The sequence below is a fragment of the Pseudomonas sp. LJDD11 genome, from assembly GCF_024584215.1.
Lineage (GTDB): Bacteria > Pseudomonadota > Gammaproteobacteria > Pseudomonadales > Pseudomonadaceae > Aquipseudomonas.
The window spans coordinates 38,593-50,986 of record NZ_JANJFL010000018.1 but is presented as its reverse complement, the minus strand read 5'-3'; the positions used below and the strand labels follow the sequence as shown (position 1 = coordinate 50,986).

Here is a 12,394-nt window from a genome sequence, read left to right as displayed (position 1 = left end):
TTGACTCACTGCGGGGCGCATCGCCCTGACCCTTTCAGGAGAACAACCATGACTCATTGCCCTTCAATCGCCGGCAAAGTCGCTCTGGTTCAAGGCGGCTCACGCGGCATCGGCGCAGCCATCGTCAAACGCCTCGCCGCCGAGGGCGCCAGCGTCGCCTTCACCTTCGTCAGCTCGGCCAGCAAAGCCCAGGCGCTGGAGGACGAAATCATTGCCGCTGGCGGCAAAGCGCTGGCCATCCAGGCTGACAGCGCCGACGCCGAAGCGGTGATTGAGGCGGTCGCACAAACAGCAGAAGCCTTTGGCCGGATCGACATTCTGGTCAACAACGCAGGTGTACTGGCTTTGGGTTCGGTCGAAGAGCTGCCGCTGGCCGACTTCGACCGCACCCTGGCGATCAACGTGCGCAGCGTGTTTGTCGCCAGCCAGGCGGCGCTGCAACATATGGGCACTGGCGGGCGAATCATCAATATTGGCAGCACCAATGCCGAGCGCGTGCCCTTCGCAGGGGGGGCCACCTACGCCATGAGCAAGTCGGCGCTTATCGGTCTGGTCAAAGGCATGGCCCGTGATCTGGGGTCACGGGGCATCACCGTCAATAACGTACAACCCGGCCCGGTGGACACCGACATGAACCCCGCCAACGGTGAAATGGCGCCAGGCCTGCTGGGCCTGATGGCACTGGACCGCTACGGCAGCGCCGAAGAGATCGCCGGGTTTGTCGCCTACCTGGCCGGGCCGGAAGCGGGCTATATCACCGGTGCCAACCTGACCATTGATGGTGGCTTTGCGGCCTGAAACAGAGGTGCGCCATGCGCGCTGAGCCGTTACTATCGCGCCCGCTTCTTATGCGCCGCCGATACAAGGACGCAGCATGGCACTCACCAGCACCATTACCCCCTACGACGATCGCTGGCCAGCGCTGTTTAAGGCAACCCTTGAACAGATTGCGGCAGCCTTCGGTACTGAGCATGTTGCCACCCACCATCTGGGCAGCACCGCCGTCGAAGGGCTGGCTGCCAAGCCGGAAATCGACGTACTGATCGAAGTCCGTGAACACTGTAACGAAGCTCAGCGTGATGCCGTGTTGGCCGGGCTCGGCTATGTACGCGGCAGTGACCTTACGCCGGGGCATCACTTTTATCGCCGCAATGTCGACGGTGTGCGCACTCACAAATTGCACATCTGCGTAACCGGTCATCCGCAGATTGAACGGGTGCTGCGGTTTCGCGACCTGTTGCGTGCGGACGCGGTACTGCGCCAGCGTTATCAAGCGCTCAAGCTCGAACTCGAAGCGAGTAACACGGCCGGTATGGGCCAATACCTGGCCGGCAAGGCGCCGTTCATTGAGATGCTATTGGACAAGCCGGGCAAGGCTTGCCCGGTGCTGTTGCGGCGCCAGGGCGAACAAGTGCAGATCCTTGCGTTCCGGCACCCGCTGGCCGGCTACCAACTGGTGAAAGGCAGTATTGAACCTGATGAGTCAGCAGCCCAGGCGGCCGTGCGCGAACTCGCGGAAGAATCGGGGCTTACCGGCGCCCGAATCAAATGCGACCTGGGCGTCTGGCCTTGCGGCGTTGATGGGCAACTGTGGTCTTTGCAGTGCTGCGAAGCTGTCGGGCCAGTGCCGGAGCACTGGCGCTTTACCACCGCGGACGATGGCGGCCGGGTTTTTGAGTTTTTCTGGCAACCACTGGAGCAAGATCTGCCTGAACCCTGCCACCCGGTGTACCAGCGAGCCCTGCAACAGATCAGGAGCAGGACCGCTGCCCTGCCCGACTGAAGCTGTTTGACCGGTTTCAGATCCGGGGCTTGAGGTCCAGTTGCGCCAGCACATCAGCCAGACGCTCCCGCGTCGCCACTGAACAGCCTTGCATCGGCTCACGCAACTCGGGCGTCATAAAGCCTTGCAGGGCCAGCGCAGCCTTGACCGGCGCCGGGTTCGGTTCACAGAACGCCGCCTGCATCCACTCGCGCAGACGGTAGAAGGTCGCGCGGGCGGCGGCCAGTTCACCGTTGTCGACCTGACGCTGCATCTGCACATACAGGTCGGCACGAATATGCGCTGACACCGAGATCGCACCGGCACCGCCCAGGCACAGGTTGTTGAAGATCTGCAGGTCTTCGCCGGTGAGAATCTCGGCGTTGCCATCGGCGATCAGTGCAGTGGTGGTGTCCAGGTCGCCGCCACAATCCTTGACCGCTGCAATACGCGGATGGCGCACGATCCGCCGGATCGTCTCGCGCTCGATGCGCACGCCGGTGCGATAAGGAATGTCGTAAAGCACCACCGGCACCGTGGCAGCATCGGCCACGGTCTGGAAGAACAACTCCAGCCCGGCCTGGGACGGACGGATGTAATACGGCGCCGGCACCAGCAGGCCAGCCAGTGCACGCTGCTGGATGTCCTGTTGAAAGGCCAGCAGCTCGCGCAGATTGTTACCGGCCAGGCCCATGATGACCTGATCGGCCGGCACCCGCTCAAGCACCGCATCGAGCACCGCCAGTTGCTCGGTATGGCTGAGCGCTGCGGCCTCGCCGGAAGTGCCGCAGACCACCAGACCACGGACTCCGTCGTCGAGCAGCTTGCCAGCCAGGTGCTGCAGGGCAGGAAAATCGATTTCATCGTTACGAAAGGGTGTGACCAGAGCGACCCAGATACCACGAAAAGCTGACATGCAAAATCTCCTTGAGTAGACCGGCGGGTCTCGTCAGGAGGGTGCGGGAGCGGGTGCTGGGAGGGTATCTGCCTGGCGCCTTGGTGTCCTGTCAGCCCATCTGACGGGACAGCGCGCCCCGGTCAAATGAGCGACTGTTTCTTGGATTTATTGGCAACGGACACGCACACGCACGCCGCAAGACAGAAGTCCCGGGAAAGCGGCGAATGGTCAAAGCTGGTAAGCATTGGTAGTCCGTGGCGCAGTGATTGCCCGGCGATCATGCGCGGGCCGGGCAAACAAAGTCAATAGAGCGAATCGAAATAATTAAGTCTCACCCAAAACATGACAAGGTGCGGCCAGAAATGGGATTAACAACTTTAGACCCCCGGATCCTGACCGCCTGAAACCACCTCTGTCTGATAGCGCAGCACGAGCATGTCAAGGAGCAGCAAGTACACTTAATCTCTTCGCCATGCGTGCGCTGGCCAAGTATCGAACGATCATCAAGACAACCAGAAAAAACGCAGTACCCAAGACCCAGCCCATGATCTGCTGTTCCCGCAGTATGCTCTTCACCTCATCAGAAACCGCGGCATTTAGGCTGGAGCAGATAACCTCCAGATCTTCTTTGGTGACACCGTCTATTTCCAACCCCGGCTGCTGACAATCGGACCTGAGTACAATGAAATCGTGTGTGCTCCAGTCAAGCGCAAAATCTGTCGCCTTCAAACCATCTGTCCAGAACATTGTTCCGGTTTTCTTGACTGATAGTAACGCCTCTGTCTGAGCCCCGAATGACATCATGAGAAATCCTACTACCCAGAAAAAACCGATACCCGTATAAATCAGGTACTTCCAGGTGCTCAGTTCAGGATCTTTTACTTTCCAAGGTTCATCACCTATCCAAGCTTTCGCGAATGACAGGTCACTGATGTTCATACGGTGACTTTCAAGCCACTTCAGGGTCTTGAGGAACGCCTCCTTCGAAGAAAAATTGATGCCTGTTCTGAATCTGAAACCTTCCATGTCCTTGACAACCGCCCATGCACTGACCAGATCCCCATCACTTGTCGCCCCCCCTCCGATGAATCGCCAGAGTCTGTCAAAGAGAAAGTGTGCAGATCTGGCGCGGATGATGGCCCAAGTCATTATGCCCACAGTGAACGCTAGCCCTAACCATGGATTCCACTCGCTTATCAGACTGGTTGCCTGCTCCATTACTTTTGCCTGAGCCTCTTCGCTTGACACCGGTGTACTCCCTATTAAAACGTTTCTATTTTCAAATGAAATCCCCCATTAAACGCATCCACAGAAAGCCTATTTACCTTCTGAAGTCCATGGCAAGACCTGATGCACCTAACGTGTTCGCCTGTTGCTCGCCATATACTGTCAGACAAGGACAGGCCGGGCGGCAATTTCATGCAGCGAGGACGATTCCGGATCTTACCTGCGTACTCCAGTGCGGGGATACGAGAGCTAGCTCTTCCAAAGAGCCCATCCAATACTGAAGACTGACGACGGCACGAAAAGCGATTTTACACAAGTTAACGTCATTAACTAATAGTCTGACTTTTCTCCAGCAGATCAACACGTGAAAATAAGACAGTCACGTAAGCGACTGCATATTTTCTGCTCTCTACGCTTTTGAACTACCCCTTATGACTAATGCCGATCAGTTAAGCGATTTCGGATCTTACTCAGTCTCGGTGGGAGGGAGTTCTACTCGCGACAGTGCCAGTAAAGCCGGCACATCTGCTGTGGATGCACCGCAGCATTCGCCAGCAGACCGGGGCCCCGGCCGGCTCCTCCCAGAAGACCGCGTTGTCCTTAACTGATCGGCATTACCCCTTATGACCCACCATCTCCACCACCCACTCGATGAACATCCGCAGCTTGGCACTGACATGCCGGTTCGGCGGCCAGGCGATGTACATCGGCATCGAATCGAGCTGCCAGTCGCTGAACAGCTGCATCAGCTCACCACTTTGCACATGCGCTGTCGCCATGTACTCCGGCAGCCAGAGAATACCCAGCCCGGCCAGGCCGGCGGCCAGATAGGCATTCCCGTCATCGACCGCCAGCGCGTGATGGCCTTGGACCTTGAGGCTTTCGTTGCCCCGCTGCATGGCATAGGGCAAGGGTTTACCGGTGCGGGCCCAGAGGTAACCGACGATCCGGTGGCGGCTATCTTCCAGCTCACGGGGGTGCGCCGGGGTGCCGAAACGCTGCAAGTAAGTCGGCGCGGCGTAGACGCCCAGCCGCAAGTCAGCGAGTCGTCGCGCGATTAGCGACTGATCGGTCAATTCTCCGCCGCGCACCACGCAGTCAACGTTTTCGTCGATCAGGTCGACCTTGCGATCACTGACGCCCATGTCCAGTTGAATGTCCGGGTAACGGGCGTAGAAGCCTGGCAAGGCCGGGATCAACACCTTGGCCGCCAGCGGGCTGGGCACATCGATCCGCAGCCGTCCACGTGGCACTGCAGCGGCGCTCGACAGGCTGGTTTCAGCATCGTCCATATCGGCCAGCAGCCGCACCACGCGCTCGTAATAGGCCGCGCCATCGGCGGTGACATTGACCTTGCGCGTGGTGCGGTTGAGCAAGCGCACCCGCAAGCGCGCCTCAAGCTGCTGGATCAGTTGGGTCACGCTGGTCTTGCTCAGGTGCAGGGTGTCGGCAGCCTTGGTGAAGCTGCCGGTTTCCACTACGCGGGCAAAGGCCAGCATCGCGTCGAAACGGTCCATCAGCGCTCCTGATTGTTTGCGATTTACAAACAGTGATGGGTGAGTTTGCGAGTTTATCCGCACCGGGGCGCCACCTAAAGTGGCCTTCAGCACATCGCTTTCCGGCTCATCCCCAGGAGTTTCCCATGACCCAACGTGACGTTGTTTTCCCCGCTGGCCGCCAGGCCCTTTATGAGCGCAACCGCTACTCGCCGGCCGTTCGTTCCAATGGTTTTCTGTTCGTGTCCGGCCAGGTCGGCAGCCGTGAAGACGGCTCGCCGGAACCCGGTTTGCAGAATCAGGTGCGCCGCGCCTTCGACAACCTCAATGCCATTCTTGAGGCCGCGGGTGGCAGCTTCGAGGACGTGGTGGATGTCACCGTGTTCATGGTCGATCCGCAATCGACCTTCGAAACCATCTGGCAGGTGGTGCCCGAATACTGGGGCGAGGCGCCCTACCCGACCATCACCGCCGTTGGTGTGACCTGGTTGTACGGGTTCGACTTTGAAATCAAGGTCATTGCCAAGGCCCCGACAAGCGCCAATAACGGTGCATGATCGCCGACATTCGCTGATTACTCGCGACCCTTGGCGGGCAGGAACTGCCCGCCGAGGTTTCCCGATCTGATTAATTGAGGTCAACAAGTAGGGGTGGTATTACGTTAAAGGAAAAACATTTTGTAAAAAATTCGTTAGGAGGCACTTGTAAAAGCAATTCAAATGTAAATAATTCGCATCCGAAAACAATTAGCACTCACATTCGGATCTCTCCATGCTCCCTCCCCGCTCCTTCCAGCGTACGTCCCTGCACCTGTCTGTCTGCCTGGCGCTGAGCAGCATGCTGCTGCACGGCCCGCTACAGGCCGAAACACTGCCCGTCGACACTCATGACAGCGCTTCGGGCGTGGAGCTGGCGGCCACCAACATCGAGGGCCAGGCCCTGGGTGAAAGCACCGAGAACACCGGCAGCTATGCGCCCGGCACCACCGCCATGGGCGGCAAAAGTGCGCAAAAGCTCAAGGACATCGCCCAGTCGGTGACCGTGATCACCAGCCAGCGCCTGGAAGACCAGCAGCTAAAGAGCATGGATCAGGTGATGAACCAGATGACCGGCATCTCGCGTCAGGAGGCCTGGGCGAAGAACACCTACCTGTCGCGTGGTTTCGCGATCAATGACGTGCGCTATCAGGGTGGCGCGACCTCTACCCTGCTCGACAGCGCCCGTTATGAAGACCTGGCGCAGTTCGACAGCGTCGGCGTGCTGCGCGGCGCCGATGGTCTGTACGGTGGCGGTGAGCCGGGCGGGGTGCTGAACCTGATGTACAAGCGGCCGCTGGCCTACAACCAGGTCAAGCTGCAGACCTCGGCGGGCAGTTGGGACAACTACCGTGGCGAGATTGACGTCACCGGCCCCTTGGGCCTGGACGGCCGCCTGCGTGGCCGCTATGTCGCGGCACTGGAAGACAAGCGCAACTTCGTCAACTACGACCACAAGAAGCGCAACCTCAACTACGCCTCGTTCGAATTCGATGCCACCGACGACACCCTGCTGCTGGCCGGTTTCAGCCATCAGCGCGATGACCTCAATGGCGTGCGCAACACCATCGGCCGCTACGCCGACGGCGGCGACCTGGGCCTGTCGCGGCGCACCAACATGACCACGCCCTGGAGCTGGAACGATATCGAGAACACCACGCTATTCGTGCGCCTCGACCAGCAACTGAGCGACAACTGGAAGGCGGTGGCCAACCTGCGCCACAACATCAACCAGAACGACCAGAACGTGGTCGAGCTGGAAAACCCCATCGATCGCGCCACCGGCACCGGCGGCGACTGGTGGAACAACCAGCACAGCTACCGCAATACCCAGACCACCTTCGATCTCAACCTGCAGGGCTCTTTCGAGCTGCTGGGCCATAGCCACGACCTGACCGTCGGTATCGATGCAACCAAGATCAAAAGCCGCGGCGGCAGCTACTGGAACTACCTGTACTCAGACACGATTTTTGCGCCGACCCTGCCGGCCTACTTCCCGACCGCCGAGAGCTTCCCGGACACCTCGACCGATATCCGCAAGGTGGGTTCGTACACCTCGCTGCGGATTCGCCCGACCGACGAGTTATCGCTGATCGTCGGCGGCCGCTACACCCTCAAGGAAGACACCGAGTACGTCGGCGCCACCGGCCAGAAACTGTCGTCGCTGGACGTCGACAGCCAGTTCGTTCCTTATTACGGCATCGTCTACGAACTGACCCCGAGCGTCAGCCTGTACGCCAGCCATGCCGAAATCTACAAGACCCAGTCCACCCTGCTGCAAGGCCCGCCGCCGGGCAGCAAGGCGCTGGAGCCGATGACCGGCACCAACTACGAGATCGGCATCAAGAGCGAAATGGCCGACGGCAAACTGCTTGGCAGCTTCGCCCTGTACCGCATCGAGAAGAAAGGCGAAGGCCAGCAAGACACCAGCTACCCACGCCAGTGGGGCAGCGTGACCTCGTGCTGCTACATCGGTAATGGCTACCAGTTGAGCCAGGGCTTTGAAGTGGAACTCAACGGCGAAGTGCTGCCGGGCTTGCAGGTCGCCATGGGCTACACCTACAACGCCAACGAGAACAAGCGCGAAGGCGACGCGCGTTTCAGCAGCCACACCCCACGGCACCTGTTCAAGCTGTGGAGCGACTACCGCTTGCAGAGCCTGCCCAAACTCAGCATCGGCGCCGGGGTCCTGGCCCAGAGCGCGCAAAGCGAGGCCGGCAGCGTCGTGCCGCTGGGTGGCACACAGTCGCTGGACTACTCCTACGTCGAAGGCGGCTATACGATCTACTCAGCGCGCGCGGCCTACAAGCTCGACGAGCACTGGACGCTGGCCCTGAACGGCAACAACCTGTTCGACAAGACCTATTACAGCACCGTCTCGTCCAGTGGCTACGGCAACCTGTATGGTGAGCCGCGCAACTTCGTGCTGAGTCTCAAAGGCCAGTTCTGATCCCGACGGTTTGCAGGAGCGGATTTATCCGCGAAGGGCCCTGAAAGCTTCAGGGCTTAAAGCTTCGGGGCTAAAGCCAATACTGTTCAATTAAGCGCCGCAAACCTCTGTGGGAACGAGCTTGCTCGTGAAGAGGCCGTTAAAGTCACAGCATTTGTAGCGAATGTGCCGCCGTCTTCGCGAGCAAGGTCGCTCCCACCGGGGGCATACAGTGGCTGCACGACCCATTCCCGAGTCCCGGCAACACGGCCGGGGCGCCCTTGGGCGGGATGATCCACTCAGTCGTTGTACCGCAACCGTGCAGCCCGACTGGCTTCGCTTTTACTGCGCGTGGCCAGGCAGTAATACAGCGGCGCAGTGACCAGCAGACCGACCAGCCACGACAGGTCGGCGCCTTCGATGTAGTTGGCATATGGGCCGACGTACAGCGAGGTGTTGGCGAATGGCAGTTGCACCAGGATGCCGATGGCGTAAGCGATGATCGCGTGGGGGTTGAAGCGCCCATAGATGCCGCCGTCATTGCGGAAGATCGACTCGATCTCGTACACGCCGCGCTTGATCAGGTAGAAGTCGATGATGTTGATCGCCGCCCACGGCACCAGCACGATCAGCAGTGCCAGGATCAGGCCGATGAACTTGCTGATAAAGTCGCCCGAGGCGCTGACCGCCACCAGGCAGCAACCCACCAGAATGATCGTCGACAACACCACGCGCAGCTTGATGCTCGGCGTCCACTGCGCAGCGAAGGTCTGGATCGAGGTGACGATGGACAGCACCGCGCCATACAGATTCAAGGCGTTGTGGCTGATGATGTTGAGCAGAAACAGCACCATCAGGACCGGCCCCAGCCAGCCGGTGGATTGCTTGACCGCCGCCATGGCTTCGGTGCCTTGCGGGGTGGCCAGCGCGGCAACCATGCCGAAGCTGAAAGAGGCGATAGTGCCCAGGCTGGCACCGAAGTAGGTAGCCCAGAACGGTTTGCCGATGCCGATTTCCTTGGGCAGGTAGCGCGAGTAATCCGAGGTATATGGCGAGAAGCTGATTTGCCAGATGATGCCCAGCGACAAGGTGGCGATCCAGCCGGCGGCATCGAAGCCGCCACGAATGAAGAAGTCATCCGGCAACTCTTGCAGGAAGATCATGCTGAAGCCGGCCAACAGCGCCGCGCCCATCACCCAGGTGCCGATCCGGTTGAGGGTGTGAATGAACCGATAGCCGATCACGCCGATGGCGGTAGCGCTCAGTGCGCCGATCAGGATGCCGGTGGGCATCGACACTGACGGTGCCAGGCCCTGGATCGACTTGCCCGACAGGACGATGTTGGAGATAAAGAAGCCGACGTAGATCAGCGCGGTGATGAACACGATCAGCAACGCGCCGTAACGACCGAACTGGCCCCGGCTCTGGACCATTTGCGGGATGCCCAGTTGCGGGCCCTGCGCCGAAGCCAGACCGATGACCACGCCGCCGATCAGGTTACCCAGCACAATCGCCAGCAGCCCCCAGAAAAAGTCGAGGTTAAACACCTGCACGGCCATCGCGCCGGTGACGATCGGCAGTGGCGCAATATTGGTACTGAACCACAGGGTGAACAGGTCGCGAGCCTTGCCGTGGCGCTCTGCCGGGGGAACGTAATCAACGGTGTGGTTTTCGATCAGCGGCGCGCTGCCGCTGTCATGTGGGTTTTGCTGGGGCGTGTTGTGCTTGGACATAGTCGCTATCTCGAAACCGATGGCCGACGCCGTGGCCGGCGCCAGATGACAAACCCATCAGGCCCTGCGGCTTTTTCCGGACGAGCCGGGCCACGACCTGCATATGGCAGGCCGACGAGGCTCAATCATCCGGGCTTAGAAAAGCGGCAGGCCCGACGCCTTACGCACTGAGGGTGCGCAGACTCTTGGCAGTTGAGAAATCCGTTACGAATCGAATAACGCTGGGCAGCGTGGTGACCGGCACCATTGGGTAAAAGTGAAGAAACATCGTCTCGCCTGAATTTGTTGTTGTGCAGAGCCAAACCATGCAGCGCCCTGCTTGAACAGGGCCGGAATGAGTGTGAGGCAATGAAGGTGTCATTCGTGCCATTCATTGCGCTGATAACACCATATTATGGTATGCCACATACACACAACCCCCTACCGGCCATCTTTCGGCCCCTCAACAGGCGCCTGTCAAGCGTCAGAAGCGGCCGCAAACAACGGTGCAGGTCAGAAATATCAAGGCATACAGCCCAATTGCAGCGTCAGGCTCAGACAAGCGATGCAACAAAAACACTTGCGAATTAAGTATTACGGTATACCATCAGACAGACAACAATCTGCTTCGGCTCCGTCCACACCAGCGCGCCCCCAGCGGTCTCCAACGAGAGGTATCCAATGATCGACCCGAATGTCTACAAGAACGTCATGGGCTCCTTCCCGTCCGGCGTTACCGTCATCACCACCCTGGATGATGATGGCCAAGTGGTCGGGCTGACCGCCAGCGCCTTCAGCGCGCTGTCCCTGGAACCGGCCCTGGTGTTGTTCTGCCCCAATTACAGCTCCGACTCCTATCCTGTACTGATCAAGAACAAACGCTTTGCCATTCACCTGCTCGGCAGCGAGCAGAAAACCGAAGCCTATGCCTTCGCGCGCAAGGGCAAAGACAAGGCTGAAGGCATCGAGTGGAGCTTGAGCGAACTGGGCAATCCATTGCTGGCCGGTGCTACGGCGATCATTGAATGCGAGCTGTGGCGCGAATACGAAGGTGGCGATCACGCGATCATGGTTGGCGCAGTGAAGAACCTGATCCTGCCTGAGCAGCCCGTCGCACCAATGGTGTATTGCCTGGGCAAAATGGGTGCCCTGCCCACGGCGGCTTGATCTGCGTCAGCATTCGATATTACGGTATACCAAAAAATACAGATCCGCCCTTCCCCACTCACTGTCGGGCGCCAAGACCGAGGTAATGTCATGAAATTTTCGTTGTTCGTGCATATGGAACGTTGGGACGAGCAAGTCAGCCACCGGCAGTTGTTCGATGACCTGACCGAGTTGACCCTGCTGGCCGAAAAAGGCGGTTTCAGCACCGTCTGGGTAGGCGAACACCACGCCATGGAATACACCATCTCGCCAAGCCCGATGCCGATCCTCGCGTATCTGGCAGCGCGCACCACGGCCATCCACCTGGGCGCCGGCACCATCATCGCGCCGTTCTGGCACCCGATCCGGGTGGCCGGTGAATGCGCCCTGCTCGACGTGATCAGCAACGGCCGCATGGAAGTGGGCCTGGCCCGTGGCGCCTATCAGGTCGAGTTCGACCGCCTGGCCAACGGCATGCCCGCCACCGAAGGCGGCAAGGCCCTGCGTGAGATGGTTCCGGTGGTCAAGGCCCTGTGGCAAGGCGACTACGCCCACGACGGCGAGATCTGGAAATTCCCGACCTCCACCAGCATCCCCAAGCCGGTCAACACCCCACCGGTGTGGATCGCCGCCCGCGATCCGGACTCGCACAACTTCGCGGTTGCCAATGGCTGCAACGTGATGGTCACGCCGCTGATGAAAGGCGACGAAGAAGTCCTGGACCTGAAAAACAAATTCCAGGCCGCGCTGGACAACAACCCGGACGTGCCACGCCCGCAACTGATGGTGCTGCGCCACACCCACGTGCACAGCGCAGATGACCCGGACGGCTGGAAAGTCGGCGCCGCCGCGATCAACAAGTTCTACCGCACCTTTGACGCCTGGTTCGGTAACAAGACCGTACCGGTCAACGGCTTTCTGGAGCCAAGCCCGGAATCGAAATTCGCCGAGCGCCCGGAGTTCGAACTGGAGAACATCCGCAAAAACACCATGATCGGCACCCCGCAAGAAATCATCAAACGTATTCGTTACTACCAGGAACTGGGTGTCGACGAGTTCAGCTTCTGGTGCGACAACAGCCTGCCGCACGCCGAGAAGAAGAAATCGCTGGAGCTGTTCATCCAGCACGTGGTGCCGGCGTTTCGTTGAGATACGCTAAGTGACGCAAAAGCCGGGCGCGATGCCCGGC

At 59.6% G+C, this 12,394-nt stretch carries 10 protein-coding genes and 1 pseudogene; 7 read left to right on the top strand and 4 right to left on the bottom strand.

The window, feature by feature from the left end; all coding sequences use genetic code 11:
• Positions 1-48: 48 nt before the first annotated feature.
• From NRB16_RS19510 to NRB16_RS19500, 3 genes and pseudogenes are all read left to right on the top strand, one after another.
• On the top strand, positions 49-798 hold the full coding sequence (locus NRB16_RS19510) for a 3-oxoacyl-ACP reductase family protein (RefSeq protein WP_045491834.1): 750 nt from the start codon (positions 49-51) through the stop codon (positions 796-798).
• Between the two features lie 76 nt (positions 799-874).
• Positions 875-1,360 (top strand): annotated as a pseudogene (locus tag NRB16_RS19505) (GrpB family protein); the annotation flags it as partial.
• Positions 1,352-1,783, top strand: a complete 432-nt coding sequence (locus NRB16_RS19500) for an NUDIX domain-containing protein (RefSeq protein WP_231906620.1) — start codon at positions 1,352-1,354, stop codon at positions 1,781-1,783. The pseudogene NRB16_RS19505 and the gene NRB16_RS19500, both read left to right, overlap by 9 nt.
• A gap of 16 nt (positions 1,784-1,799) precedes the next feature.
• On the opposite strand, the gene dapA is transcribed toward NRB16_RS19500, so the two are convergent.
• From dapA to NRB16_RS19485, 3 genes are all read right to left on the bottom strand, one after another.
• Positions 1,800-2,678 carry a 4-hydroxy-tetrahydrodipicolinate synthase gene (gene dapA / locus NRB16_RS19495; RefSeq protein WP_257106717.1) on the bottom strand — a complete coding sequence of 293 codons (879 nt, stop codon included), beginning with the start codon at positions 2,676-2,678 and terminating at the stop codon, positions 1,800-1,802.
• 420 nt (positions 2,679-3,098) lie between these two features.
• A complete protein-coding gene (locus NRB16_RS19490; RefSeq protein ID WP_253142230.1) occupies positions 3,099-3,908 on the bottom strand; it encodes a DUF6216 family protein in 810 nt (269 codons plus the stop codon).
• Between the two features lie 593 nt (positions 3,909-4,501).
• Positions 4,502-5,404: a LysR family transcriptional regulator gene (locus NRB16_RS19485; protein WP_257106716.1), complete on the bottom strand. Its 903-nt coding sequence runs from the start codon at positions 5,402-5,404 to the stop codon at positions 4,502-4,504.
• Between the two features lie 125 nt (positions 5,405-5,529).
• Between NRB16_RS19485 and NRB16_RS19480 the strand changes: the two genes are divergently transcribed.
• Together NRB16_RS19480 and NRB16_RS19475 are read left to right on the top strand one after the other, a co-directional pair.
• Positions 5,530-5,940: a RidA family protein gene (locus NRB16_RS19480; protein ID WP_253142228.1), complete on the top strand. Its 411-nt coding sequence runs from the start codon at positions 5,530-5,532 to the stop codon at positions 5,938-5,940.
• A gap of 214 nt (positions 5,941-6,154) precedes the next feature.
• Entirely contained in the window at positions 6,155-8,368 is a 2,214-nt protein-coding gene (locus NRB16_RS19475; RefSeq protein ID WP_257106715.1) for a TonB-dependent siderophore receptor, read from the top strand.
• A gap of 278 nt (positions 8,369-8,646) precedes the next feature.
• Here the strand turns inward: NRB16_RS19475 and NRB16_RS19470 are convergent, their stop codons facing one another.
• Positions 8,647-10,080 carry a cytosine permease gene (locus NRB16_RS19470; protein ID WP_257106714.1) on the bottom strand — a complete coding sequence of 478 codons (1,434 nt, stop codon included), beginning with the start codon at positions 10,078-10,080 and terminating at the stop codon, positions 8,647-8,649.
• Positions 10,081-10,740: 660 nt separating this feature from the next.
• On the opposite strand from NRB16_RS19470, the gene NRB16_RS19465 reads away from it, so the two are divergent.
• Both NRB16_RS19465 and NRB16_RS19460 read left to right on the top strand, forming a co-directional pair.
• Positions 10,741-11,226, top strand: coding sequence for a flavin reductase family protein (locus NRB16_RS19465; protein WP_045491844.1), 486 nt, complete (start codon positions 10,741-10,743; stop codon positions 11,224-11,226).
• A gap of 90 nt (positions 11,227-11,316) precedes the next feature.
• Positions 11,317-12,354, top strand: a complete 1,038-nt coding sequence (locus NRB16_RS19460; protein WP_257106713.1) for an LLM class flavin-dependent oxidoreductase — start codon at positions 11,317-11,319, stop codon at positions 12,352-12,354.
• The last annotated feature ends 40 nt before the right edge of the window (positions 12,355-12,394 follow it).

Excerpts from the sequence above, each read along its gene's own strand:
- NRB16_RS19510 (WP_045491834.1), top strand. The coding sequence starts at position 49 with ATGACTCATTGCCCTTCAATCGCCGGCAAAGTCGCTCTGGTTCAAGGC.
- NRB16_RS19500 (WP_231906620.1), top strand. The coding sequence starts at position 1,352 with ATGCTATTGGACAAGCCGGGCAAGGCTTGCCCGGTGCTGTTGCGGCGC.
- NRB16_RS19460 (WP_257106713.1), top strand. The coding sequence starts at position 11,317 with ATGAAATTTTCGTTGTTCGTGCATATGGAACGTTGGGACGAGCAAGTC.
- NRB16_RS19480 (WP_253142228.1), top strand. The coding sequence starts at position 5,530 with ATGACCCAACGTGACGTTGTTTTCCCCGCTGGCCGCCAGGCCCTTTAT.
- dapA (WP_257106717.1), bottom strand. The coding sequence starts at position 2,678 with ATGTCAGCTTTTCGTGGTATCTGGGTCGCTCTGGTCACACCCTTTCGT.
- NRB16_RS19475 (WP_257106715.1), top strand. The coding sequence starts at position 6,155 with ATGCTCCCTCCCCGCTCCTTCCAGCGTACGTCCCTGCACCTGTCTGTC.
- NRB16_RS19485 (WP_257106716.1), bottom strand. The coding sequence starts at position 5,404 with ATGGACCGTTTCGACGCGATGCTGGCCTTTGCCCGCGTAGTGGAAACC.
- NRB16_RS19470 (WP_257106714.1), bottom strand. The coding sequence starts at position 10,080 with ATGTCCAAGCACAACACGCCCCAGCAAAACCCACATGACAGCGGCAGC.
- NRB16_RS19465 (WP_045491844.1), top strand. The coding sequence starts at position 10,741 with ATGATCGACCCGAATGTCTACAAGAACGTCATGGGCTCCTTCCCGTCC.